This is a genomic window from Aquisphaera insulae, from assembly GCF_011064615.1.
Taxonomy (GTDB): Bacteria; Planctomycetota; Planctomycetia; order Isosphaerales; family Isosphaeraceae; genus Aquisphaera; species Aquisphaera insulae.
Genome location: NZ_JAALJH010000111.1, coordinates 1 through 24,655, shown reverse-complemented (window position 1 = coordinate 24,655; position 24,655 = coordinate 1). Strand labels below are relative to the sequence as shown.

Sequence of the window (24,655 nt, the reverse complement as noted above, 5' to 3'; positions counted from 1 at the left end):
GCGCTGGGGGCGGCGAATTATGAATCGAGCCACAAGGCCTTCCCCCCCGGGTTGATGTATTACAATGTCTACCTCGGTCAGGCGATCGGCTGGGGCCCGATCATCCGGATCCTGCCGTTCATCGAGCAGTCCGCGGTGTACTCCGCGATCAACCATGATGTCGGTCCGTTCGATGGCCAGGGTAGGAACCTGACGATCGCCGCGACCGGCATCTCCGCCCTCTGGTGCCCGAGCGACCCGTCGGTCGCCAACTCGAGCCCCTCGCTGGTGGCGACGTACGGCTCGCCCGCGTCTCTGAAGGCCCAGTTCAGGCAGTATTTCTCCAGCTATGGCGGCGTCGCCGGCCCGTGGTACACGGTATCGTTCATGTTCAACATGAGCGACGGGAACGTCTCGCCGGTCCCCGACGCGTACAACAACAACCTGGGGACGATCTTCTTCTACAGCCGCGTCTCGGCGAGCTCGGTCACCGACGGCCTCAGCAACACCATGGTCTTCACCGAGAACGGGCACGGCTTTCTGGATGCGAGCACTCAGCCCAATTACCACCTCTGGAACTCCGGCTCCCCGCCGGACTCGGCGATCCACACCATGTACGGCCCGAACCCTCAGAAGAAATACGCCAAGCTCATGACCAGCTCGACGAGCCTGGTGAAGTCTCTCGCTCAGAGCGCCATGAGCTTCCACCCCGGGGGTGTGAACGCGGCCTTCCTCGACGGATCGGTTCGGTTCCTCAAGGACTCGATCGATTCATGGCCCATCGATCCGGCCACGGGGCTGCCGAAGGGCGTGACGAAGGTTGCGCCGTACTCCACCTACGCCCTCGACGCCTCGTCGCGATTCGGGGTCTTCCAGGCCCTCTCGACCCGGTCCGGCGGCGAGGTCATCAGCGCGGATCAGTATTGAACCTTCTCGATTGTCTCGTTCGAGGTGAAATCGTGCGGAAGATCATCCTATGCTCGGTAGCCGTCGTCGTGGCCTGTGCGGGGGACGGTCGTGCGGCCGGCGTCATCGACCCCAAGGCGGCCGAGGTTGTTCAGGCGGCCCGCAAGGCCACAGGGACCCCGGCCGCGGTGCGGCTGGAAGTCCGGACCGTCGGTGGCTACGAGTTGGCGAGAGGCGTCCCCAAGCTCTCCGGCCGGTCCACGATCCTGTTCGCGGCCGGCACCCCTTCCCGCCTGAGCGGCCAGTTGAAGGCCGTCGATGGGACGGTGTACGAGGTCGTCGTCGGCGACGACGAGGGGAGCGTCCTCAGCTCCAACGGCGAGATCAAGAAACTCCCCCCGAGGGCCTACTTGCCGAAGGGCGTGATGCTAGACGCCTACCTCACGGCCCCCTGGTTCGTCAACCCGGACCGGCTGGACCAACTCACGAAGAAGGGCTCTCTTGTGTACGCGGGCCGCTCCGATGTCGGGGGCGAGGCTTGCGACCTGGTGGTCCACGTCACCGATGATTCCAGGCCGACGGCCCAGTTGATCCGGACCGAGTACCTCTGGTTTTCGACACGGACCCACCTTCTGCAGTCGATCCAGCTCTTCTCGATCCACGAAGGCTCCGCTTCCCCGACCGATCGCCGTGTCCTCTCAAAGATCGAGTTGCTCCCGGAGGTCCCGAAGGGAGCCTTCGACTTGAAACCCACAGCCGGGGACACGAAGGCACTGCCGAACCCGGAGGTGGCGGAAGGGCACGGAGACGAGGTCCAGGCCCTGGTCGGCAAGCCGATCCCCGACGCGGAACTGGTTGACTATCCTTCCGTCCCCACCACCCTGCACAAGGTCCTCGGAGTTGGGAGCGGCGGAGCGAGCGACTCGCTGACACTCCTTACTTTCTGGGCGACCTGGTGCGGCCCCTGCGTCGGCGAGATGCCGTCCTTTCAGAAGCTCGCGGCCGAGCGCAAGGGGAAGCTCCGCATCGTCGCCGTCGCGACGTCGGAGGGCAAGGCGGCGTCCGAAGCCTACATCAAGGCGCACCCGGAGCTGGCCTTCCAGTTCGCCCACAGCCTTGACGATAGCGTCCTGAAGGAGACCTTCAAGATCGCCGGCTTGCCCACGAACCTCCTCATCGACGGTCGCGGCAAGGTCGTTGATGCGTGGCTCGGCAGTCGCAAGGAGGAAGAACTCGCCAAGAAGATCGACCAGGTGCTGAAGAGCAAGCCGGCGGCCAAGCCCTGATCTCCCCGGGTACTCACCGAGGGTCGATGAGCCGATCGCGTCCCGCTGGCGACGCGATCGGCGGATCCGGGCTCGTCGCCGATGTCCTCTCCCTCGAACTCCCCCTTGAATTTGATCCGCATCCTTCACTCTTTGAAGCTCGACAAGTGCGCCGAGAGGGCCTGCATCCATCGACTCCATAAAGCGTTGGACCTTCCTCCCTGTTTGCCGGGACTCCGATTCACCCGATCCGGGTTGCCAGGTTCGGAAAATCCTCTTAAGTTGACGGCATGGATGAGCATTTGGGGGCCGCGATGCGCCCCCGGCGCGTTGGGCTCTCTCAGGCAAGGATCGCCGATGCAACACGATGAGCGACATTGCCGGCGGGGCCGGTACTGGCGGATGGTGCTGGTCCTGGCGGGGTGCCTGGCCATGTCGCGTGCCACTCCGGCGGCGATGGGGCAGGGGTCGGGGCATGGTTCCGGGACCGTGACGAAGCCGGAGACGCCGGGCCGGGATGCGCCGGGCGGCCGGATGTGGGGAACCCAACCGCGGCGGTCGGCGGAAGAGGTCGCCCGCTGGAATGACCGGACGACGCCGCGGAAGACTCTCGAGACGTTCTTCTTCTCGGTCTACTGCTACGACCTGGCCCCGGAGCTGATCGTTAACGCGATCGACTGCCTGGACCTGAAGGGCCTGGGGCAGGACGTGAGTGAGGCGGACGCGGCGCTCATGGCTCACGAGCTGAGCAGCATCCTCGCGCGACAGGATGTGGCGCTGTACGGCGTGCTCGACAGTAAGGAGTCGTCCGCCCGTTCGTGGAGCCTGATCGAGAAGCCCGGCTATCACCTCGCGATGGAGCGACAGGCCGACGGTCGCTGGCGGTTCGACGGCGAGACCGTGCTCAAGATTCCTTCGATGCGGTCGGCGAACGCCCGCGATCAGCGGGAGATCCAGGCCGCGCGGATGAAGATGGCCGAAGGCCGGACCGATCCCGAGGCCACCATGCGGAAGTTCCTCCTCGAGGTGACCCTTCATGACTTCACCGAGGCGGCCCGCTGCCTGGACCTCCGAGACGTGCCGGTGAAGCTCCGCGCGACCCGCGGGCCGGAGATGGCCCGCAAGCTCGCCTTCGTGATCCAGCGATGCGGGTTCTTCTTCCCCCAGGAGGTTGTCAGCGACCCCGACGGCTGGCGGTACATCTGGCACTCGAACCACCGCGGCCGGATCATGCTGGACCGGATCCGCCAGGCCGACGGCAAGGATGCCTGGCTCTTCAACCGCGGGACCCTGTTCAACCTGGACGCCCTCGTGGAGGGCTTCCGGAACGACCCACCCGATCCCCGCTATGCATTCCTCGGCGTCGTGATCGATGCCGCGTCGCTGAAGGACGGAGAACGCGACGCGGTCCCCGCGCCGGGAGACGTCCCCGTGCATCTCGCCTCGCCGCGGGCCGTGCTGCGGACCTTCCTGGAGGGCATGGACGAGATCGAGTTCGACGACGCCAGGACGGGCCAGGTCCTCTCGTGCATGGCGCTCGGGGACGTCGCCGAGGAGGACCGAGTCTCCGTCGGCATGCGGGTGGCGGGGAAGCTGGACGCGGTGCTCCAGCACCTGAACGTGGACCTGCTGGCCGTGCCCGAGTCGTGGGACGCGGAACCGCAGACGTTCGGCAAGGAATCCGAGTTCCAGGTCGTGCTTTCGAGGCAGCGGGACGGCCACTGGCAGTTCGAGCTGGACACGATCGCGCGGGTGCCGGAGCTCTTCGATCGGCTCAGCCCGGAGGAGAAGCGGCGGACGGACCGCGAGTCCCGCTTCGGATCGGCCCGGCAGACGCTGCGGACGTTCCTCCGGGCCGTCGCCCGGGGCGACGACGCGACGGCCGCGGAGGCGCTCGACCTGGACGATGTCCCCGCGCGGGCCCGGTCGGCGATCGGGCCCGTGCTCGCCCGCAAGCTGAAGTTCGTGCTCGACCGCACCGGCCCGCTCCACATCCAGGAGACTCCCAATGAGACGGAGGCGCCGCGGCACGTCTACTACCGCGGGCCCCTCGGCCAGATCAGCCTGGAGGCGTCCGCCGGGACGCGGAAGGGGGACTGGCTGTTCACCGCGGAGACGGTCGGGCAGATCGAGGCGATGTTCCTGGTCGCGCTCAAGAAACCGGCGGCGCCCTCGCACGACCCGGTCACTCGCGCGAGCCTGGGAATCCTGATCCGCGGTGCGCTCCCGGGCTGGCTGCAGGCGACCTTCCTCGGGCTGGACGTCTACCAGTGGGGCGGCCTGGTCCTGCTCATCGCGGCGGCGACCGTCGCGGCCTGGCTGGCGCTTCGGGCGGTCGAGGCGTCCCTGCGGGGGATACTCCATCGCGCCGGGTTCCGGCTCGGCGAGGGATTCCTCCAGTCCAAGCTTCGCCCGCTGGCCTGGCAGCTCGCCCTCTTCCTGGCGGGCGTCTCCCTCGGGCCGCTGGACTTGCCCGTGGCGGTCTGGGGCCGGGTCCTGCCGGTGCTCAAGTTCGCCTGGATCGGCCTGTTGGCGTGGACGGCGATCCGCCTGGTGGACCTGGGGATGGCCCTCTACACCAACAGCGAGCAGCTCCAGCACCGGCGCAACCTCAGCGACATGGTCGTCCCCACGGGGGCTCGCTTCCTCAAACTGGCGGTCCTGGTGGTCGCGGTCTCCTGCGAGGTCTACCTGGTCGGCGACGGCGAGTGGGTCACTCGGCTTCTCGCCGGCCTCGGGCTCGTCGGCCTGGCCGCGTCGCTGGCGGCCCAGGATACGCTCAAGAATTTCTTCGGCACGCTCCTGCTGATCGGCGAGCACCCGTTCAAGATCGGCGACTCGATCGTCGTGAACAACATGGAGGGTACGGTGGAGAGCGTCGGCTTCCGGTCGACCTGGATCCGGACGCCGGACGACTCGCTGATCACCATCCCGAACTCGATCATCGCCAATGTCTCGATCGACAATCGGGGGGCCCGCACCACGCGACGCTACAAGGCGGTCGTCGGGGTGGACTATGACACGCCGACCGACCGCCTGAACGCCCTCCGGGACGGCCTCCGCGCCTACGCCGCGGCGCAGGCGAACATCCTCACGGATCGGATGGACATCTACGTCCACACGCTGGGCGGGACCGCGGTTGAGCTGCTGGTGAACGTCTACTTCGTCGTGCGGTCGCACGCCGAGGAAGTCGAGGGCCGCGACGCCCTCAATCGGGAGATCCTTGACCAGGCGCGACGGCTGAACATCGCCCTGGCGCCCGCCCGGCGGACGGTGCTCGTCGCCCACGAGCCGACTCCTCCCGGCGGCGCCGTCCCCCCGCCGATGGGGGGGCAGCTTCGCCGAGGGGAGACCGCCGAGGCGGACGGCCCTCGGCGGAGGTTCGATCACTGACCAGGGGGATCTACTCGCCCGCGATGGTTGGCCGATGCGAGCCGGCATCGGCCTTCGTCGCCCCGCTCAGCAGGGCGTTGATCTCGGCCTCGAGTGCCTCGCCGCGGATCTCCTTGGCGCGGATGACGCCCTTCTCATCCAGGACGAAGATCGTCGGGTAATGGTCCACGTCGAGGGCGTCGATGATCTTCCCCTCGGCGCCGTTCCACCAGTGCGTCCATGGCATCGGCTCGGACGCGAGGAACTCGGTGAGGGTCTCCTTCTTCTCGTCCACGCTGATGCTGATCAGCGCGAACGGGCGGTCCTTGAGCCGGGCGACCATCTCACGCTCGTGCGGGATCATCTGGCGGCAGGGGCCGCACCAGGTCGCCCAGATGTCCAGCACGACGACCTTGCCGCGGTAGTCGGAGAGCTTCACGTCGCGACCGTCAAGCGTCTTGCCGACCAGCTCTGGTGCGGCCTTGCCGATGGCCAGGTCGGGGATTCGTTCGCCGTACAGGTCGCGGGCAATCTCGCGGAAATTCGCCAGATCGGCCTTGGAACGATCGCCCCTGGCGAGAGCGGCAGCGAGGTACTTCTCCCCCTCGTTGGCCGCGACATCGGCCCTGAGGGACGCATCGGCGTTGAGCCGGGCGGCCGTCTCGATCGCCTTCTCGGCCCGGCGGATGAGGGCCTTGTAGGCGACGATGCGGACCTCGCGATCGGGGTTGCGGGCGATCAATTCGTAGATGAACCGCTCCGTCTCGTCGTCCTGCGAGATCACGAGCGGCCCCACGAGCTGCTTCATCCTCGAGTCCGCGATGTACGACGTCCTGAGCCTTTCGAGGGTCCGGGCACGGATCTCGGGATTCTCATAAGATCCCATGATCGCCCGCCCGAGAGCATCGAATGCGGACGGGTCCGCGGGGTTTTTCTCGGCGAATTCCAGGAACCGCGCCGCGAACCGGGCGGGCGGGGTTTCCGAGAAGGGGATGTAGAATCGCTTCTTCTCCTCGTTCGCCTTGGTGAGCCGCGCCCGGGCGACGTCTCTGAAGGCGACCTCGGCCGCGTCGTAGTCCTTCTTGATTGCAGCGAATCCGGTCGATGGCTGGACCGCGGCCGGCGATCGGTCGGGGGTATCGACCGCGGGGAGGGCGGCCAGGATCAGGATGGTCAGCGCTTGGTGCATGTCGATCTCTCTAGGCTCCATGTGGGGACAGAGGACGCGGCCGAGGTGTGGGCTCAGTATTGATCCGCGCTGAGGACCTCGCCGCCGTTGCGGGTGGATAGGGCCTGCCAGACGCCGATCTTGGAGCCGGCCGCGACGGAGAGCCCATAATCCTGGCCGGTGGGTCCTGTCAGCTTCGAAGTGCCCGTCGGCAGGCCATTCACCTGGGGAGCGGGGATGCTCCAGGAGTCGATCGAATCCTTGATGAACCGGACCGAGCCGTCGCAGAAGGCGGCGTTCACCCCGCCGGGATGGAAGCTCATGGCGTTGAACGCGGCCCACTGACCCAGGGCCGTGTTGCCGGGGTCGTTCGCGGGGTCGGAATAGTGGCGCCCCCAGTTGGGCGGGAAGCGGGTCTCCAGGCACCAGTCGGTCGGCTGGCCGACGTTCCACTGGTGCAGGTAACCCTGCGACGACTGGTTGAAGACCCCCTGGCCGTTCTCCGAATACATCATCGTGTTGCTCGTCCCGTCGGTCACGGAGGCGACCCGGATGTTGCCGCCGGCGATGATCGCCCCCTTGGCGTAGGTGGTCAGCGCGGGGTCCGTGATCGGCATGCCGGTCGGGCCGGCCACCGCGCCCCAGGCGTTCCAGGGGCCGACGCAGCCCGAGTAATGGCTGTGGAACTGGAGGAACGTCGGAGGCCCGTACTGGAGCGGGTTCGTCATCCCGGCCGATGGGTCGCTGGGGCAGAAGAGCGAGTTGAAACCGGTCCCGGCGATCGTGTAGTTATCGGGGAAGAAATAGGCAAGCGAGAAGTTCGTGGCGTTGTAGATGGGGCCCTGCTCCAGGTACGGGCAGAGGTGAACCATCGACTGGAAGCCGATGCTGGGGAACGTGAAGAGCATGGCCGGCGGGTACGTCCCGGTGGCCGACTCGTAGTTCGCGGAGCCCAGGGCGATCTGCTTCAGGTTGTTGGTGCACTGGGCACGCCGGGCCGCCTCGCGGGCCGATTGCACAGCCGGCAACAGGAGCGCGATCAGCACGGCGATGATGGCAATCACGACCAGCAGCTCGATCAGCGTGAAGCCCGACCGCCGCCGACCGGCAGGATGAGAAACGTGCTCGAACATCATGGAATCCTCTAGGAAATGGGATGACGTGGGCGGGATTGCGAGAGGCAGGAGGCGGGAGAGGCGGGACGGATCAACGCGCGTGGGGCGTCTGCGAGGCGCCGGTCGTCCGGGTTGCCTTGGCGCTGCGGGTCGGCGGTTCGAACTTCGCCGGCTTGGGGACGTCGATCGAGCCGGCGCCCCGGACCGTGCCGTCGCCGCATCCGGAGGAGGAGACCAGCAGCAGGGCCGAGCCGAGCGGCAGGACGAGGGGCACAAGTCGCCACGCGTGACGAGACTTCATGAGAGTGGACCTTCGTCGAAGGAGGAGTGAGCCGGCCCTGTGCCCCGACGCTTGCGCCCGTGCGCCAGCGTCCGGCCGAGGTCGGCGAGGTGGTGGATCGTCGGCAAGAGGTCGACGATCGGGCCGGCACAGGAAGGGTGCCGGGCGATGTACGATTCGGCGTCGAAGGGCTCACCGGACAGGAGGCGTCCCGAGATCTCCTCGGTCAGATCGGCGAGCTGGTCGGCGTGCGGAGGTCCCATCATGGGCGGGCCTCCAGCAGGGCTCTCATGCGGATGAGGGCGCGGAGCAGGCGGGCCTTGACGGCGCCCTCGGTGATCCCCAGCGCCTCGGCGATCTCGGCCGCTCCGAGCTGCTCCAGGTATCGCATCTCCAGGACCTCCCGATCCCGGGGCGGAAGGGCGGTCAGGGCGGCGGCGACCTGCTGCCGGCGCTCCTCGCGGGAGAGCCGGTTGCTCGGGCTGGTGTCGTTGGCCATGAATCGAGCGGCGAGGGATCCCCATTCCTCGCCGGAGCGATCCACGCCTCGGTTCTCTCGCATGATGCTCCTGCGCTGGGAGCCTATGTGCCGCCGATGCGTGTCGATGACCCGTTCGCCGGCGAGCCGTCGAAGCCAGGCCAGGAACGGGACGGCCCGTTCGCGGAGGTAGTCATCCATTCGCGCCGAGGCGTCCGCCAGGGTCTCCTGCACGACATCCGAGGGGTCGACGCGCCGGGCCAGCCGGCGATCGAGGCGGGAGGCGACCATCCGCGTGAGGCTGCCGCGATAGTGCTCCAGCAATTGCTGGCGTGCGGCCGCGTCGCCCTTGAGAGCCTGCTCGATCAGCCCGTGGATGATGCTGGCGGTGTCCGTCATCCTCGATCCTCCTACGTCCTCATTCCGTGACTCCCTTGAAAAAGATACGCGGAATCGGACGGGAATTCGCAAGTTGCAGCGGAGTGACGATTTGCATCGCGGCGGTTGGAGCGGGTGCGTCCGCGGCTCGTTACCGATCGGCCATCCCGGTGGGGGGGGCGTGATCCCTGGAGGGGACATGGTCTCTCGCCCGGCCTAGCGCCTCAAGCCGGGCGGCGGTGAGCTTCGTGTCGCGGTGGTCGGCGCCGAGGATCCGGCGTTGGGCGTCCAGGCAGGGCCGGAGGAGGGCCTCGGCCTCGTCGACGCGACCGCGCGAGAGGAGGAGGTCGGCCAGGCTGCTGGTCACGTAGAGGGTGGCGGGATGATCGTCGCCATATGACGCCCGGCGTTCCGCGACGCCCTGGCGGATCAGGGTTTCCGCCTCTTCGAGCTTCCCCTCGCGGCGGAGGACATGGCCGAGGTTGTAAGTGGCCGTCGCGGTGTCCGGGTGATGGTCTCCCAGGACCTTGCGGTCGATCGCGACGCAATCGCGGAAGATCCGCTCCGCCTCGTCGAGGCGGTCGAGCTTCTCCAGGGTGGTCGCGAGGTTGTTCCGGGTGGTGAGCGTATTGGGGTGCTCCGGCCCCTTCTCGCGGGCCTGCTCGGTGACGAGGTCGCGATAGAGGGCCTCGGCCTCGCTGAATCGCCCCTGGCGGAGGAAGACGTCGCCCAGGTTGAAGCGGGCGGAGAAGAGGATGTTTTGATCCGGATTGGGGGCGTCCCGGGCGTCGTCCAGGACCTCCCGGTAGAGGGGCTCGGCCTCGTCCAGGTGTCCCGTGGAGCGGAGGACCTCCGCCAGGTTCTCCGCGGCGCTCAGCGACGTCCCGTGCGATCGACCGAGATCCCGGCGGGCCTCTGCCAGCGCCTGGCGGAGGAGCGGCTCCGCCTCGTCCCACCGGCCCAGGTGCGAGAGGGCATGCCCGAGCCCCGAGGCCGCCTCCAGGCGCTCGGCTGTCCCGGTCCCGTAGATCCCCATCATGAGGTTCCGAGCGACACGGTAGTGGGCCTCGCTCTTCTGGTATTCCCCCAGTCCGTGATACGCGCGGCCGATCGCGAGCTGAATGGTCGCCTCGACGTCGGGCTGATTGAGGAAGCTCGTACCCACCGTCTCCGCGGCGCGGTCGAGCGCCTCGGAGAGCGTGACTCGATTCGCGGCCGGGTTGCTGGCCGGCTCGGCGCGATCGAGCAGGCCCTCGATCAGGAAGCGGTTGATCGCCGCGGTCCTGTCGGCCTGGATCCGCGCCTCTCGCTCCGCGGCGAGCACCAGGTCCTTCTGCCGGACGGCCTCGCGCCAGGCCCAGGTGATCGTGCCGAAGGCCATGGCCAGGCTTAGGGCCAGCGACCCGGCCAGCCCCGCCAGCAGCGGCTTGCGCCGGCACCATCGCCACGTCCGTTCGATCGGCCCGGCCGGGCGTGCAAGGATCGGACGGCCGCCGAGGAAGCGGGCGAGGTCCTCCGCGAGGTGCCACGCCGTATCGTAGCGGTTCGACGGATCCTTCGAGATCGCCTTGGCGACGATCGTGGCCAGGTCGGTGGGGACGGCGCGGTTCAGCCGCCAGGCCGGCGGGGGCTCCTCGTCGGCGACCCGGCGGAGGATCTCCTGTCGATCCTCGCCGGCCACGGCCGGCCGGAGCGTCAGCATCTCGTAGAGGGTGGCGCCCAGCGAATAGATGTCGGTCCGGCGGTCGACGAGCGCCCTCTTGCCGAGGGCCTGCTCGGGGCTCATGTAGCGGAGCGTCCCCGGCAGGTCGCCAGTGGCCGTCACGCCGGCCTCGCCCTGAACGTCGGCCATCCCGAAGTCGGCCACCCAAAGCTCGCCGCGACCATCGATCAGGAGGTTGGCCGGCTTGATGTCGCGGTGGATGACTCCCCGGTCATGCGCATGCCCGAGCGCGTCGGCCGCTTGCATCCCGAGCGCGGCGACCGCGCGGAAGTATGCGGGATTCTCGAGCGGGGACACCCTGACCGGGAGGGTGGGGGCTTCTGCCTCCTCGTCCGACGAGGCCGACCGACCCGAGATGAGGGCCGCGAGGAGGATACCCGACTGGGGACCGGCGGGCGGGTCCGTCGGCGGACCGGGGCCGGGACCCTCGGCCTCGCGGAGTTCGGCCAGCAAGTCGGCCAGGCTCCCCCCCTCGATGAGCTGCATCGCGTAGTAGGGGACGCCCCGGACCATGCCCACGTCGTGGACGGGTACGATCCGGGGATGCTGGAGCCAGCCCGCGACCTGGGCCTCGAGCTGGAAGCGGCGGAGGGCCCTCGGGTCCAGCGCCGAGGACTGGGGCAGGATCTTGAGGGCCACTCGCCGCCTGAGGGCGGTCTGCTCGGCCTCATAGACCACGCCGAACCCGCCGCGACCCACCTCGCGGACGATTCGAAAACCGGCGAACGTCGTCCCCTCGGCTGCCCCGTCGGTCTCGCGGAGATCTGCCAGTCCTTGCATGGCGGGCATCAGGACTCGCAGGACCTCGGCCCCGTTCGGGTGCTGGGCGGCGAGTTGTTCGAGGTCCAGGTCCTCGCCGTCCAGGATCCGCCGAGTGGCGTCCTCGACCATCTCGACGAGCGCGGGGGCCTCGAGATCGAGGCCGGAGAGTCGCGACGACGCATCGGCCCCAACCGTGATTCCCGGGGATGAACCCTCGTCTTGATGCTCTCGATCCGGCATGGAGGCGCCTCTCGCTGCGGCTGGTCCGGAGGAGAGCGCCCGCCAGCCGGCAGATCGTACATCTAGAATAGCAACCGCGGAGTCCCTCTCACCAGGCCACTCGTGAATGCTCCCACGCCGAGCCTCTCCTCTCCCCGGCGAGCCGGAGACTGGACAGGGACCCCTCGACGGCGGACGATGTCGCGAGACCGCGCGATGCTCGATCCCGATGCCGGAGCATGCCGACATGAGAGTGCAGACCTCGATTCCCGTACCGCCGCGATTTCAGCTTGTCGTTGTTCCCCTCCTGGCCCTGGCCGTCGCCTCGATCTCGGCCGCGGAGCCGACGCTCGAGCGGCTCAGGTACAATCATCCGGGGCTCGTCGTGGACCTGGGCGTCGGGCTCTGGGCGTGGCCATTACCCATGGACTACGACGGCGACGGCGATCTCGACCTGGTCGTCTCGTGCCCGGACGTCCCGTTCAACGGGATCTACCTCTTCGAGAACCCCGGCGGCGATCGGAAGCAGCCCGTCTTCAGGCCGCCGGTGCGAATCGCCGCGGGGGTGACGAACGTCCGGCCGTCGTATGTGGGCGGCGGGGTCCGCGTGCTCGCGCCGGGGAAAGAGTTCGCCAACTTCCAATCGCGGCGGCTCGAGGCCCAAGTGTCGATCTATCCAGAGACCAACCTGGTCGGCCCGGGCTCGCGGTTGCGGGCCAACCAGTGGCAGTATTCGGACTACGACGGCGACGGCGCCATCGATCTCATGGTGGGAGTCGAGGACTGGGCGGCCTATGGCTGGGACAACGCCTTCGACGCGACCGGCGGATGGACTCGCGGCCCGCTGCACGGATACGTCTTCCTGATCCGCAACCACGGGTCGACCGCGACGCCGGCGTACGACTCGCCGAGGAAGCTCGAGGCCGGCGGCAAGCCGATCGACGTCTTCGGAATGCCCTCGCCGTGCCTGGCGGACTTCGACGGCGACGGCGACCTTGACCTGATCTGCGGCGAGTTCCTCGACGGCTTCACCTACTTCGAGAACGTCGGCACGCGGAAGTCGCCCGTGTTTGCAGTGGGTCGCAGGCTGGCCGACGAGTCCGGCAAGGTCGTGAGGATGCACCTCCAGATGATCGTGCCGGTGGCCATCGACTGGGACGGAGACGGCGACACGGACCTCGTCTGCGGCGACGAGGACGGCCGCGTCGCCCTGGTCGAGCACACCGGTCGCGTGCTCGACGGCTCGCCCCGATTCAAGCCCCCCGTCTACTTCAAGCAGCAGGCCGAGGACCTGAAGTTCGGCGCGCTCGTCACTCCGAGCGCGGCCGACTGGGACGGCGACGGCGACACCGATCTCGTCTGCGGCGACTCGGCGGGGAACCTCGGCTGGTTCGAGAACCTCGGCGGCGAGGCGGGACATCTCCCGCGGTGGGCTGCGCCCCGACTCCTCGAAGTCGACGGCTCGCCGATCCGGATCTTGGCCGGGCCGAACGGCTCGATCCAGGGCCCCTGCGAGGCGAAGTGGGGCTATACCCAGCCGTGCGTCGCCGACTGGGACGGCGACGGTGATCTCGACGTGGTGGTCAACTCGATCTGGGGAAAGGTCGTCTGGTATCGCAACGCCGGGACACGAACCGCGGCGAGGCTCGAGCCCGCACGGCCGATCGAGGTCGACTGGGCCGGCTCGCCACCGAAGCCGGCCTGGACCTGGTGGACGCCCACGTCTCGGGAGCTGGCGACCCAGTGGCGGACCACGCCGGCCGTGGTCGACTGGAACCGAGACGGCCTGCCGGACCTCGTCATGCTCGACCACGAGGGCTACCTCGCCTTCTTCGAGCGGGCCCGAGACACGAGCGGCTCCCCTGCCCTGCTGAAGCCGGGCCGGCGGATCTTCCGCTCGGAGCCGGCCTCGGCCTTCGACTCCCGCCACACGCCGCGGAACGTGCTGGCCGGACCATTGCGCCTGAACGTCGGCGCCGCCGGCGCCAGCGGGCGGCGGACGCTGACCTTCGCGGACTGGGACGGCGATGGCAAGGTCGATCTGGTCGTGGACAGCTCGAATGCCACCTTCATGCGGAGCGAGAACGCCAACGCCGATGGCGGTCCCGTCACCTTCCGCGACGGCCCGGCCCTGGCCTCCCGCAAGCTGGCCGGGCATTCCACGTGCCCGGCGATTGTAGACTGGGACCGGGACGGTGTCCCAGACCTGGTCATCGGCGCCGAGGACGGCCGGCTGTATTTCCTGAAACACGCGCGATGATCGCCGGCCGATCGTTGCGGGCTACCGGCTCTATGCGGGGGGCTTCGGCTGCTGCTGCGAGAGGCAATGCAGCGTCCCCAGGCCGAGGACCAGGTCCACGGCGTGGATGCCGACGATCTGGCGGCCGGGGAAGAGATCGGCCAGGGTGTCCAGCGCGACGCGGTCATTCGGGTCGTTGAACGTCGGGACGATCACCAGGCCGTTGGCGATGTAGAAGTTCGCGTAACTCGCCGGCAGCCGCAGGCCCTCGAAGTACAGGGGAGCGGGCATGGGCAGCGTGACGACGCGGAGCGGTTGTCCGTCCTGGTCGCGAGCGGCCTCCAGGCGGCGGACGTTCTCCGCGAGCGGCTCGTGGTTCGGGTCGTCGGCGTTCGGCTCGACGACGGTGACCACGGTCTTCTCGTCCACGAACCGGGCGAGGTCATCGACATGGCCGTGGGTGTCGTCCCCGTCGATCCCTCGGCCCAGCCAGATGACGTTGCGGGCGCCCAGGTAGTCGGCCAGCACGCGCTCGATCCCCTGGCGGCCGAGGCCCGGGTTGCGGCACTGAACCTCGCTGAGCAGGCATTCCTCGGTCGTCAGCAGCGTCCCCTTGCCGTTGACGTCGATCGCGCCGCCTTCGAGGACCACGCGGTGGGCCTTGCCGTCGATCTCGACCCGGGGCGTCCAGCGGAGCAATTCCAGGTCGTCGGCGATCCGTCGCGGCAGCTTCGCGTCGTCCTTGTGGTTGTCGTACTTGGCCCAGGCATTGAACTTCCAGTGGACCAAGCCGATGGATTCGTCGGAGCCGTCCTGTTCGCCTTCTACGTGCTCGCGGTCGCGGACGATGAACGTCGGCCCGGAGTCCCGCAGCCAGACGCGGTCCGTTTGCGCCTTGAAGAACTTCACGCGGTCCAGGTCCACGCCCGCCCTGTCCAGGTGGTCGGCGGCCTTGTTGCCCATGGCCCGGCCGGAGACGACGATGTGGACCCTTTCCACGCGACTGAGGTATCGGACGATCTCCGCGTACACCCACGGCACCGGCGAGAACTTGCCGGGCCAGTCCTCGTGGTTGTGCGGCCAGGCGATCCAGGTGGCCTCGTGCGGCTCCCATTCGGCGGGCATCCGGAATCCGAGCGAGGCGGGGGTGGGCTTCGGCGAATCGGCGGGGGAGGGCTTGCTCATCGGGGACTCTGGCTCAGGCTTCGGGGTCGAGGAACCGGCGGGTGATCGGGGCGTAGGCGTCGATCCGGCGATCGCGGAGGAACGGCCAGTTCCGCCGTGTCTCTTCCTGGAGCTTGGGATCGACCTCGGCAACGAGGATCTCTTCCGCGTCCCTGCCCGCCTTCGCCAGGATCCGGCCGAACGGATCGGCGAGGAAGGATCCGCCCCAGAATTCGAGCCCGCCGGATTTCGGCCCCTCGTGGCCGATCCGATTGATGGCACCGACGTAGACGCCGTTGGCGATCGCGTGGGAGCGCTGGATGGTTTCCCAGGCACTCGCCTGGGCCTCTCCGAACTCGGCCTTCTCCGCCGGGTGCCAGCCGATGGCCGTCGGATAGAAGAGAACCTCCGCACCCTGAAGGGCGGTCAGCCGGGCGGCCTCGGGATACCACTGGTCCCAGCAGACGAGCGTCCCGACGCGGCCGAACTTCGTGGGGAAGGCCCTGAACCCGAGATCGCCGGGGGTGAAGTAGTACTTCTCGTAGTAGAGCGGATCGTCCGGGATGTGCATCTTTCGGTAGCGGCCCACGAACGAGCCGTCGGCGTCGAGGACGACGGCCGTGTTGTGGTACACGCCCGCCGCCCGTCGCTCGAAGAGCGAACCGACGACGGCCATGCCCGTCTCCCTCGCGACCGCCGCCAGGGCCTCGCTGGACGGACCCGGGATCGGCTCCGCCAGGTCGAAGGTGGCGGCGTCCTCCGACTGGCAGAAGTACTGCGTCCGGAAGAGCTCCGGCAGGCAGGCGACCTGCGCGCCCTTCCTCGCCGCGTCCCGGAGCATGCCGCAGGCCCGCTCGAGGTTGTCGTCGGCATTCGTGGAGCATCGCATCTGCACGAGCGCCACCTTGAATTTCCCGGACCTTCCGCTCATCTCGGCCGTCTCCCATGCGATTGCCCCCCGGCCTTTCCCGGGAGCACCTATCTTATACCCCATGACAAGGTCGCGACGAGAGCGCCGGCCGAGACGGGTCCATCTGTCGTCGACGCGGTCAGGGGTCCCGGCGTTGATTTGACCGGTCGGAGCCGTTAGCCTTGGCACGGTCGAAGTCGCCCGGGCGGGACGAACTCCACCCGCCTTCGAGGGCGATCGGTATCGAACCACGACCACATGGATGAAAGGAAAATCCGATGGGAGCCGAAGCCCGCGTCGCCGAGCTCAAGCTGGAACTGCCCCCCGCCCCGAAGCCCGTGGCGACCTACGTGACGGCCCTGCGGATCGGCGACATGGTTTATGTCTCGGGCCACGGGCCGCTCAAGTCCGATGGTTCGCTCATCAAGGGCCGGCTCGGCCAGGACATGGACCTCGCGGGCGGCGTCGCCGCGGCCCGGCAGGTCGGCCTGGCCATCCTCGCCACGCTTCGGGCCACGCTCGGCTCGCTGGACCGGGTCACCCACCTGGTGAAGACACTGGGCCTGGTCAACTGCACGGCCGACTTCGCCGACCAGCCGAAGGTCATCAACGGCTATTCGGACCTGATGAAGGACGTCTTCGGCGACGCCGGCGTGGGCGCCCGCAGCGCCGTTGGGTCCAACTCGCTCCCGGGCGGCATCGCGGTCGAGATCGAGGCGATCTTCCAGGTCAAGGACTCGTGAGCACCCCCCGTCCTCTCCGCATGGACGGCCGCGGCTGCCTGGTCGTCGGCGGCACCAGCGGCATCGGCCTGACAACCGCCGACCTATTCCTCGCCGAGGGGGCCCGGGTCGTCGTCTGCGGTCGGTCCCCGAAGACCCTCGACGAGGCCCGGACGATCCTCGACGCGGTTTCTCCCGGGAAGGTCCTCGCGGCGACGTGCGACGCGACCAATCCCGCGGAAGTGGAGCGACTCGTCGACGAGTCCGTTTCATTCCTCGGCGGCCGGCTCGACGTCCTCTTCCACGTGGCGGGGATCAGCGGGCGACGGTTCGGCGATGGCCCGCTTCACGAGTGCACCGAGGAGGGCTGGGCCGCGGTCATCGAGACCAACGCCCGAAGTGTTTTCCTCACCAACCGGGCCGCCGTCCGGCGGATGCTCGCTCAACCGCTCGACGATCGCGGCGTACGGGGTGCCGTGCTCAACATGGGCTCGGTGCTGGGCTCATCCCCCGCGCCGGACTTCTTCGGCACCTATGCCTATGCCGCCAGCAAGGGGGCCATCCGCGCGATGACCCGGAACGCCGCCGCGCGGTACGCTCGCGACCGGATCCGGTTCAATGTCATCGAGCCGGGGCTCATCGAGACCCCCATGGCCGGACGGGCCGTCGGCGACCCGGCGATCCGCGCCTACCTCGAGACCAAGCAGCCGATGGCGGGCGGCCCCGGATCCGCAGAGGATTGCGCCGAGGCCGCCCTCTTCCTCTGTGAGCCGTCCTCCCGGTTCCTCACCGGCGTGGCCCTCCCCGTCGATGGCGGCTGGCGCGTCTGCGAGGGCCAGCTCCCCTTCACCGCGCCGCAGGATGCGGCGGACTGATGTCATGATCACCGCGAACCAGGATCCGTCATGAGCGACAGCGACGCGCCCGTTCCCGAAAACCCGCCCGCCCCCGTATTGCCGCCGCCGCCCCCCAAGGCACCCGCCGCCTCGACGGCCGACACGCTGCCGCCGCCGGCTCCGCGGGAGGTCGTCGGCGTGTTCGACCAGTATTTCGAGGCCGTCCGGAAGTCGCTCCGGGCGATCGAATCGACCCAGCTCCCGGCGATCCGCGAGGCCGCCGGGCGGTTCGCGGCGACGATTCGCAAGGAGCGGCTCGTCCACGTCTTCGGCACGGGGCATTCGCGGATGGCCGTGGAGGAGCTGTTCCCGCGCTACGGGTCGTTCCCCGGCTTCCATCCGATCGTCGAGCTGTCGATGAGCTTCCACAATCCCGTGGTGGGGGCCAACGGCCAGCGCCAGGCCATGTTCCTTGAGAACGTCCAGGGCTTCGGCCCGGTCCTCTGGCGGAACTTCGTCGTCACGGCCGAGGATTGCCTGCTGGCGATCTCGAGCAGCGGCTGCAATGCCGTCACGATCGACGTGGCGCTCGAGGCGAAGGCGAAGGGGATGTATGTGGTCGCCCTGACCTCGGTGGCCAGCGCCGAAGCGTCCACGTCGAAGCACTCCACCGGCAAGAAGCTCCACCAGGTCGCCGACCTGGTCCTCGATCACAAGGCTCCGCCCGGCGACTCGGCGGTCCGAGTGCCGGGCCTGGATACCCCGGTCTCGCCCCTGTCCACCATCACCGGCTGCACGATCATCAACCTGCTAAAGGCCGAAATCGCCCGCCTGTTGACCGCCGCGGGGAGCCCCCCGAAGGTCCTCACCGCGGCCTGTCACATCGGTCCCGACCGCGCCCGCTCGCTCTTCGAGGAGACATACGACGACTACCGCCGCCGTGTGGGCGTGCTCTATCGCTAGCTAGTCCGCGGCGTCGTGTCCCCGACAGGGCCCTCTCACCTCGGGGCGGTCGGCGGAGTGGCCGCGGCGGGTTCGAAGGCGCGGACGGCCGGGTGCATTGTGTAGAGGCGGTCGCCGTGCGGGGTGTTCACCAGGATGGGGCTGGAGCAGTTGTCCTTGACGATGGGGTTCGCCGGGGACTTCTCCCAGTGGATGAGGTCGCGGGAACGGGCGACGTTCGACGTCCAGTCCTTCCAGGGGCGTTGATCGGTCGCGTGGTAGAAGGCGTAGTAGTAGCCATTGCGCTTGACGACCTGGTTCACGGCCACGGCCTCCTTGTCATAAGGCTCCGGTCCGCACGTCAGGACAGGGTCGTCCTTGACGTTGGTCCAGGTTTTCAGGTCGCGTGACGTCGCGAGCCAGACCCCGCTGTCGCCGCGCTCGTAGAGGAGATACCACGTGCCGTCCTCGAACCAGCCCGTCGGCGTACCGTAGGGGCCCGGCGGGATGGGCGTCCCGTCGGTCTTGCGGATGTCGAGCGAGCCGTGGTCGGTCCACTTGATGCCGTCGGGCGAGCTCAATCGGTGGGCGACATCCCCCTTGCCCTCGGCGAACATCTGGTAACCCCCCTCGTGGCGCACGACGCAGACGTCCTCGGTCCATGTGTCGTGGAAGATCGGGTTGGCCGGATCTCGGGTCCACTTCAAGCCGTCGGGCGACGTCGCATGCCCGAGCGACATATTGGCCTGCTTCGGCCCGTCATAGCCCGTGTACCAGAGGTGGAAGGTACCGTCGTCGCCGACGAGGATGAACCCTCGCTCGCGGATTCGGTTATCCCAGGTTGCCTCGCCCGTCCCCGTGAAGACCGGTTTGTCGACAATGGGCTTCCATGCGGTGAAGTCCCAGGGGACCTCCTGCCCGGCCGCCGTCGTCGGAACGGAGGCGCCGGACATGGACAGGACCAGCAAGACGATACAGGAACGAGCCCCGCCATGTCGTCCGATCATGCGACTTCCACGGATCCAAGAGGATGGCTCCGACAGGCCGTCCGGACCTCCCCGGACCGGCGCCCGCCGTCGACCTGAATGCCGCCTCATCATACCTTGCAACGCATGCCTCGGGAGGGTAATCTACTGGGGAATAACCCGACTCGTCGGGGCGGTAGCTCAATTGGGAGAGCGCAGCGTTCGCAATGCTGAGGTTGAGGGTTCGATCCCCTTCCGCTCCATTCGGCCTTGAGACAACCATAACAGCCGCCACGGTTCGCCACTCGCCAGGCACGGACGATACATCTCGACCGGGACACGAACTCCGGGCTCGGCAATCCGGAGAGTTTCGCGATCTCCGCTGAGGGCGGGACGCAACGGCGGTTGAGAGTATAAACATTTCCCTTGAAGGCACTTCGGGGAACACGGCCGACGGTACCGCGAAGGCTCTCGTCGCCGGCTCCTCGCCTTCCTCGATTCCATCCCCAGTTCATCACCGTCCTCCGGAGGCCATCTGCCGGATGGCTCGCATGTTGCTTTTTTGCAATTCAGGTTGAGCGGCTACTCAATGCGGGATATCTTGTCGGGCTGCGTGCCGTGGTGAGTAAGGAAGGCTGATCGGCACAAACCCATCCGCGACATCCCTCCGTCGAGACGTCAGGAACCTCACCTCATGAGTCGCTCACCTCGGACTCTCTTGCGCCAGTCTTTCCTCCTGGGATGCATCCTCCTGGCGGTCCCGTCATTCGTGTCGGCCGGGTCCCTGGTCAACGGCGACTTTTCCGCCGGGCTGTCCGGCTGGACCGTCACGGGCGATTCGGTCTCGGTCGTCGGGGGCGAGGCCGTCATCCAGGAATCGAGCGTGCTTCCCGAGGCCACGCTGTATCAGGATTTCACGATTTCGGCCGGCGCGAAGACCCTCTCGTTCGTGCTCGTGAGAGTCGGTGAGGAGGATGGTTTCCCTCCGGCCGGTTTCGGTGTCTCCTTGCTGGATGTGGGCACGGGGCTGTCGCTCGTGCCCACCGTCGACGCCTTCACGGACTCTTTCTACACCCGCGACCTGACCACGGGGACCGCGGAGGGACTCGCCGCAACGGGGGTCACGGTCTCGCCCTCCGCGGGGGCCTTGCCGTTGACGATCACCGTGGACATCTCCGGGCTGGAAGGCAAGGACGCTCGGATCCTGTTTCGGGTCTTCGGCGGTGGCTCCACGTCCGACGCCTCGGCGACCATCGACGACGTTCGGGTCGGTGGCGCAAATGCCGTCCCTGAACCCGGCACATTGAGCCTGGCGCTGATGGCGCTGACGGTGCTTGCGGGGGCTCGTCGACTTGCCCTTCGATCCCGTCCTTCCTGAAGCCCAGTCGACCGCACCACTCCGCTCCTCGGGCCGGCCCCATCCGTGATCGACCGGGAGCGTCGGCTAGCAGCCGCACTCGTCGAGTTCGTCCCTCGCGATCGAGCCGGCCAATGTCGTGGCCTTGAGCTTGGAGAGGCGCCGCCCGGCCATGTTCGGTCTGGGCCAGCTCCTCCTTGCGCTGGTGCACGCCGGTGGTGTGACGAAGCCGAAAGCAGCCTTCAAAAAAGTGCCGCATGGATGTGACCTTTTCGCGGGGCCGGCAGGATCCAGGATAGACAACAGCGATCGTCGGGACCTTGAGACGAGAACTTGCCACGAAGGGACCATCTGCTCGGCAACAGGATTGGGAACGGTCCTATCGCGGATTGTCACGGTTCCGGTCTCCCGGACTGCTCCACGAGAGGCTGTCGATCACCTCGATCGGGCAGTGTTTCGTGGCATGCGCCTTGTTCGTGCCCGGTGTCGGGAGATGAATCCGGAAGAAGTTCACAACTAGGCCTGCAACGTCGATCTCGGACGCGAGCGACAGCCCTCGAAGGCGTCTCTTGATCAGCCTCGGTGGACACCGTGACGGATTCGACCAGACCTCCTGGCGTCGGACATCCGTTGGCTTACCGATATTCCTCAGAATTGCGGAGTTTTTGGAGCAGTTGCCGGGGCCGTTTCGCGGCCGTAGGCGCGGCTTCACAGAGCCCTTCGTGCAACGTCAGCTCTCGGTCAAGGCGGGGCGATCACCTCATCCCGGTATCGCCTTCCCCCCAGAGCGATGATTACCTGGTCCCGGCCTCCCTGTGCCAAGAATCTGATCGATTTCCGCGTGGTCTCGACGCGCTGAGCCTGATTTGACGAGGAAGCTTCCGCGCATTCGCATCCGAGGTCGGCCGTGCCGTGCAGGCGTGGCCCGCAGGGGAGGTTCGCAACATGGCTAAGGGAAGGCGTCGTCCCGGACGGACGAGCAGGGGCGGATTGCGGCCGACGATCGAGGCGCTCGAGGCACTGGTCCTGCTCTCGAACGTGATCGAGCACGAGCCCAATGACACCCTCGCCCTGGCGAATGATCTGGGCCTGACCGAGGATCCGATCGGCCGCGGCCTGTTCTCGTCGACGGCCTCCGGGGCGATCGCCCCGGACGACGACGTGGACTACTGGAGCTTCGAGGCACGATCGGGTGACTTCGTCTCGCTCATCGGACTGGGGGGCCAATACTACAGCTCGCTCGGGCTGCAGTTGCAGGACCCCGCGGGCGACGTCCTGGCCGAGTCCTCGGAATATGCCTACTTCACCGACTCGAACCCGATCCTCTCCAACGTGGCAATCCCGGCCGACGGCCGCTATTTCGTGCGGGCCGAGACCTACGGCGGATCGCCGCTAGACGCCTATCGCTTCCGGGTCGACGTCTCGAGGGGCTTCCGGTTCGAGGCGGAGTACAATGACTACTCCGACGTGGCCAGCCCGATCGACTTCACGTCGGCGGCGCTGGGGCACGCCTCCGGCCGATCGGCGGGCCTGCTCTTCTCGACCTACGACTCCGACTACTTCCGCCTGGGAGTGCTCGGGCCGGGCGATTCGATCGACCTGTCTCTCGCCCTCCCGGGGACGACGTCGATCTCACCCAGGCTTCGAATCATTCGAGGTTCGACGTTCGATGTCGTGGCTGAGGCCGGCGCCGACGGGCATGCCGCCTTCACCTCCCAGGCGGCGGACTCGTATTTCGCGGTGGTCTCCCCGGGCACGTCCGACGCCTCCGCGACCGGCTTCGACGCATCCTACATGCTCCTGACCGATCTGACGGACGTCAACGCGCCGACCCTCGTCAGCACGTCGCTGCCCGGCGAGGGGCAGACCGTCGCCGCCGCGGTTGGGGCCATCACGCTCCGGTTCAGCGAGGAGATGGCCTCCGCTCCATTGACCGCCCCCGCGAGCTATCGGCTCGATCTGGCCGGACCCGACGGCGTCTTCGGGACCAGCGATGACAGCTCGATTGCGCTGGCCCCGACGCTCGCGACCAGCGGTGGATCGGACCTGGTGCGGCTCGTGGTGAGCGGGGGGATCCTGGCACCCGGTTCTTACCGGTTCCGGGCCGGGGGCCTGACCGACCGCGCCGGCCGGCCGCTGCCGGCGTTCCAGAGGGCATTCTCGGTCGCCGACCCGCCGTCGCCGGGGAGGCTCGAGAGGCCCGGCAATGAGACTCGCCCGGGCGCCTCCCCGCTGTCCGTGATCGAGGCGGCGTCGGGCAGCGGCGTCTTCTCGGCGTACGGCCTGGGCGTGCTGACGGACGCGGATGTGGACTACTGGAGCTTCGACGCCGAGGCGGGCGACCGCGTGTCGATCCAGCTCGAAGTGACGTCGGACGACCCGGAGATCTACCCGTATGCGTCCATCACGCTCGAGGACGCCCTGGGCGGCTACCGCGCCTCCGCCTCGGTCTATGGCGCTATCGGTGGGTTATGGCAGGTGGCGATCACCTCTCCGGGGACCTATTACATCCGGATCAATGGGCAGGCTTCCACGTCCTACCGCCTGCGCCTGGACCAGGCCCGCACCGCGCAGGGGGCGGACGTCGAGGGGAGTGGCAATTTCAGCCAGTCCGGCGCCACGCCGATCTCCACATACGTGGCTCGTCCGGGCTTCCTCCAGACGACCATGGCCGGGAGCCTCACCGGAGGTACGACGACCCCTGCCGTCTTCCGGTTCGCCACGCCGAGCGTCGGCGGCCTGGTCAGCGTCGACCTGGCGCCGACCCCGTGGAGCACGCTCAAGGCCGCCGACCTGCGACTCAAGGTCTTCCGCTCGGGCGAGAGCACGCCGTTCCTCTCGACGACCACCGGCAGCCTGACATTCACCGCCAATGACCCTGTGGTGTACCTCCAGGTCGAAGGACTCGACCATCTGGGCCTGCTGGCGCAGTACCTCCTGCGCGTCGTCGTGGCCGACACCGAGGGGCCGATGATCGCCTCGTCAACGCTGCCCGCGGAGGGCTCGTCGTCGGCCGCTTTCTCGGGATTCGGCCTCACGTTCTCCGAGGCCATGTCGCTCGAGTCGCTCAACAAAGTCGCGGCGATCGAGGTCCGCGGGGCGGGCGCCGACGACACCTTCGGCACGGGCGACGATCGGCTCTTCCCCCTGGCTGATGCGGGCATCACGACCGCGTCGACCACCGCCACATACCGCTTCGCCGGCGGCGCGCTTCCGACCGGGCGCTACCGCGTGTCCGTGCCGGCCACTCTGACCGACCGCGTCGGCAATGCGCTGAGGGCCCCCCTGGTCCGCGAGTTCCGAGTCGTTGGCGCCGCCCAGTTCGTGCCGGAGGTCGAGCCCAATGATCTCTCCTCGCAGGCGACGCCGCTGCCGTTCGTCGAAGGGCCGCCCGGGGTTCGCCTCGTCGCCGGTACAGGCAGCCTGCCCACCTCGTCGGACGTCGATTACTGGAGCTTCACTGGCACGGCCGGCCAGGCGATCTCCTTCGCCACCGAGAACCCGGGCGATCCGCCCTACACCGGCCTCGGGTATCAGATTACCGGTCCCGGCGGATCGTACATCGGCTCTTACTCGTCTTACGACGGCCGCAACGAGGCGTCGTTCGTGCTGTCGTCGACGGGGACCTATCTGATTCGGGTCTCGCAATACTACACCTACACCGGCGAGTACCGCCTGCGACTGCTGGCGGCTGACTCGCCCATCCGCGTCGAGGGGATTTCGTCCACGGTCACCTTCGCCGCGGATCCGGCGGCGAAGGTGCTCACGGCCACGATTGCCGGCGCGGTCACGCGCACGGGGCAGGCGGATAGCTTCGTGCTTGGCGCCGTCGATGTGGGGCAGCAGGTGCAGCTCACGATCGCGCGGCCGGCGGT

18 protein-coding genes and 1 tRNA gene are annotated in these 24,655 nt (G+C 68.0%); 10 read left to right on the top strand and 9 right to left on the bottom strand.

What is annotated here, in order from left to right:
* From G6O54_RS32860 to G6O54_RS32850, 3 genes are all read left to right on the top strand, one after another.
* Nucleotides 1-906, top strand: a 906-nt coding sequence (locus G6O54_RS32860; RefSeq protein WP_165233747.1) for a DUF1559 family PulG-like putative transporter, incomplete at its 5' end; no start/stop codon positions are given.
* 32 nt (nucleotides 907-938) lie between these two features.
* Entirely contained in the window at nucleotides 939-2,171 is a 1,233-nt protein-coding gene (locus tag G6O54_RS32855; protein WP_165233744.1) for a TlpA family protein disulfide reductase, read from the top strand.
* Nucleotides 2,172-2,507: 336 nt separating this feature from the next.
* Nucleotides 2,508-5,543, top strand: coding sequence for a mechanosensitive ion channel family protein (locus G6O54_RS32850; protein WP_165233741.1), 3,036 nt, complete (start codon nucleotides 2,508-2,510; stop codon nucleotides 5,541-5,543).
* Between the two features lie 10 nt (nucleotides 5,544-5,553).
* Here the strand turns inward: G6O54_RS32850 and G6O54_RS32845 are convergent, their stop codons facing one another.
* From G6O54_RS32845 to G6O54_RS38670, 6 genes are all read right to left on the bottom strand, one after another.
* Nucleotides 5,554-6,711, bottom strand: coding sequence for a TlpA family protein disulfide reductase (locus tag G6O54_RS32845; protein ID WP_165233738.1), 1,158 nt, complete (start codon nucleotides 6,709-6,711; stop codon nucleotides 5,554-5,556).
* 53 nt (nucleotides 6,712-6,764) lie between these two features.
* Nucleotides 6,765-7,826, bottom strand: a complete 1,062-nt coding sequence (locus tag G6O54_RS32840) for a DUF1559 domain-containing protein (protein WP_250847197.1) — start codon at nucleotides 7,824-7,826, stop codon at nucleotides 6,765-6,767.
* A 70-nt stretch (nucleotides 7,827-7,896) separates the two neighbouring features.
* Nucleotides 7,897-8,106, bottom strand: coding sequence for a hypothetical protein (locus G6O54_RS32835; RefSeq protein ID WP_165233735.1), 210 nt, complete (start codon nucleotides 8,104-8,106; stop codon nucleotides 7,897-7,899).
* Nucleotides 8,103-8,351 carry a hypothetical protein gene (locus tag G6O54_RS32830; protein WP_165233732.1) on the bottom strand — a complete coding sequence of 83 codons (249 nt, stop codon included), beginning with the start codon at nucleotides 8,349-8,351 and terminating at the stop codon, nucleotides 8,103-8,105. The genes G6O54_RS32835 and G6O54_RS32830 overlap by 4 nt, the downstream gene beginning before the upstream one ends.
* A complete protein-coding gene (locus G6O54_RS32825) occupies nucleotides 8,348-8,962 on the bottom strand; it encodes a sigma-70 family RNA polymerase sigma factor (protein WP_165233729.1) in 615 nt (204 codons plus the stop codon). Before G6O54_RS32825 ends, G6O54_RS32830 begins: the two co-directional genes overlap by 4 nt.
* Before the next feature lie 130 nt (nucleotides 8,963-9,092).
* Nucleotides 9,093-11,666: a serine/threonine-protein kinase gene (locus G6O54_RS38670; RefSeq protein ID WP_165233726.1), complete on the bottom strand. Its 2,574-nt coding sequence runs from the start codon at nucleotides 11,664-11,666 to the stop codon at nucleotides 9,093-9,095.
* A 226-nt stretch (nucleotides 11,667-11,892) separates the two neighbouring features.
* Here G6O54_RS38670 and G6O54_RS32815 point away from each other — a divergent pair, with 226 nt between their 5' ends.
* Nucleotides 11,893-13,905: an FG-GAP repeat domain-containing protein gene (locus G6O54_RS32815; RefSeq protein ID WP_165233723.1), complete on the top strand. Its 2,013-nt coding sequence runs from the start codon at nucleotides 11,893-11,895 to the stop codon at nucleotides 13,903-13,905.
* A 30-nt stretch (nucleotides 13,906-13,935) separates the two neighbouring features.
* Here G6O54_RS32815 and G6O54_RS32810 read toward each other — a convergent pair whose 3' ends face one another.
* Nucleotides 13,936-15,069 carry an agmatine deiminase family protein gene (locus tag G6O54_RS32810; protein ID WP_165233720.1) on the bottom strand — a complete coding sequence of 378 codons (1,134 nt, stop codon included), beginning with the start codon at nucleotides 15,067-15,069 and terminating at the stop codon, nucleotides 13,936-13,938.
* A gap of 13 nt (nucleotides 15,070-15,082) precedes the next feature.
* Entirely contained in the window at nucleotides 15,083-15,979 is an 897-nt protein-coding gene (locus tag G6O54_RS32805; protein ID WP_165233717.1) for a carbon-nitrogen hydrolase, read from the bottom strand.
* Between the two features lie 257 nt (nucleotides 15,980-16,236).
* On the opposite strand from G6O54_RS32805, the gene G6O54_RS32800 reads away from it, so the two are divergent.
* Genes G6O54_RS32800 through G6O54_RS32790 form a run of 3 tightly spaced genes read left to right on the top strand, consistent with a single transcriptional unit; the run spans nucleotide 16,237 to nucleotide 18,479 of the window.
* Complete coding sequence (locus G6O54_RS32800) at nucleotides 16,237-16,701, top strand: RidA family protein (RefSeq protein WP_165233714.1); 465 nt, start codon at nucleotides 16,237-16,239, stop codon at nucleotides 16,699-16,701.
* Nucleotides 16,698-17,555: an SDR family NAD(P)-dependent oxidoreductase gene (locus tag G6O54_RS32795; RefSeq protein ID WP_250847196.1), complete on the top strand. Its 858-nt coding sequence runs from the start codon at nucleotides 16,698-16,700 to the stop codon at nucleotides 17,553-17,555. The genes G6O54_RS32800 and G6O54_RS32795 overlap by 4 nt, the downstream gene beginning before the upstream one ends.
* Nucleotides 17,556-17,585: 30 nt before the next feature.
* Nucleotides 17,586-18,479, top strand: a complete 894-nt coding sequence (locus G6O54_RS32790) for a sugar isomerase domain-containing protein (RefSeq protein WP_165233711.1) — start codon at nucleotides 17,586-17,588, stop codon at nucleotides 18,477-18,479.
* Nucleotides 18,480-18,514: 35 nt separating this feature from the next.
* Here the strand turns inward: G6O54_RS32790 and G6O54_RS32785 are convergent, their stop codons facing one another.
* Nucleotides 18,515-19,465: a glycoside hydrolase family protein gene (locus tag G6O54_RS32785; RefSeq protein ID WP_165233708.1), complete on the bottom strand. Its 951-nt coding sequence runs from the start codon at nucleotides 19,463-19,465 to the stop codon at nucleotides 18,515-18,517.
* Between the two features lie 148 nt (nucleotides 19,466-19,613).
* Here G6O54_RS32785 and G6O54_RS32780 point away from each other — a divergent pair.
* The 3 genes from G6O54_RS32780 to G6O54_RS32770 all read left to right on the top strand — a co-directional run.
* Nucleotides 19,614-19,686 (top strand) — tRNA-Ala (locus G6O54_RS32780).
* A 431-nt stretch (nucleotides 19,687-20,117) separates the two neighbouring features.
* A complete protein-coding gene (locus G6O54_RS32775) occupies nucleotides 20,118-20,801 on the top strand; it encodes a PEP-CTERM sorting domain-containing protein (protein ID WP_165233705.1) in 684 nt (227 codons plus the stop codon).
* Nucleotides 20,802-21,770: 969 nt separating this feature from the next.
* On the top strand, nucleotides 21,771-24,655 hold a 2,885-nt coding region (locus tag G6O54_RS32770; RefSeq protein ID WP_205679110.1), incomplete at its 3' end, for a pre-peptidase C-terminal domain-containing protein.

Bases quoted from the DNA above. Each gene is read 5' to 3' on its own strand.
- G6O54_RS32850 (WP_165233741.1), top strand. From the start codon at position 2,508: ATGCAACACGATGAGCGACATTGCCGGCGGGGCCGGTACTGGCGGATG.
- G6O54_RS32800 (WP_165233714.1), top strand. From the start codon at position 16,237: ATGGGAGCCGAAGCCCGCGTCGCCGAGCTCAAGCTGGAACTGCCCCCC.
- G6O54_RS32785 (WP_165233708.1), bottom strand. From the start codon at position 19,465: ATGATCGGACGACATGGCGGGGCTCGTTCCTGTATCGTCTTGCTGGTC.
- G6O54_RS38670 (WP_165233726.1), bottom strand. From the start codon at position 11,666: ATGCCGGATCGAGAGCATCAAGACGAGGGTTCATCCCCGGGAATCACG.
- G6O54_RS32825 (WP_165233729.1), bottom strand. From the start codon at position 8,962: ATGACGGACACCGCCAGCATCATCCACGGGCTGATCGAGCAGGCTCTC.
- G6O54_RS32790 (WP_165233711.1), top strand. From the start codon at position 17,586: ATGAGCGACAGCGACGCGCCCGTTCCCGAAAACCCGCCCGCCCCCGTA.
- G6O54_RS32830 (WP_165233732.1), bottom strand. From the start codon at position 8,351: ATGATGGGACCTCCGCACGCCGACCAGCTCGCCGATCTGACCGAGGAG.
- G6O54_RS32810 (WP_165233720.1), bottom strand. From the start codon at position 15,069: ATGAGCAAGCCCTCCCCCGCCGATTCGCCGAAGCCCACCCCCGCCTCG.
- G6O54_RS32835 (WP_165233735.1), bottom strand. From the start codon at position 8,106: ATGAAGTCTCGTCACGCGTGGCGACTTGTGCCCCTCGTCCTGCCGCTC.
- G6O54_RS32840 (WP_250847197.1), bottom strand. From the start codon at position 7,826: ATGATGTTCGAGCACGTTTCTCATCCTGCCGGTCGGCGGCGGTCGGGC.
- G6O54_RS32815 (WP_165233723.1), top strand. From the start codon at position 11,893: ATGAGAGTGCAGACCTCGATTCCCGTACCGCCGCGATTTCAGCTTGTC.
- G6O54_RS32845 (WP_165233738.1), bottom strand. From the start codon at position 6,711: ATGCACCAAGCGCTGACCATCCTGATCCTGGCCGCCCTCCCCGCGGTC.
- G6O54_RS32775 (WP_165233705.1), top strand. From the start codon at position 20,118: ATGAGTCGCTCACCTCGGACTCTCTTGCGCCAGTCTTTCCTCCTGGGA.
- G6O54_RS32805 (WP_165233717.1), bottom strand. From the start codon at position 15,979: ATGAGCGGAAGGTCCGGGAAATTCAAGGTGGCGCTCGTGCAGATGCGA.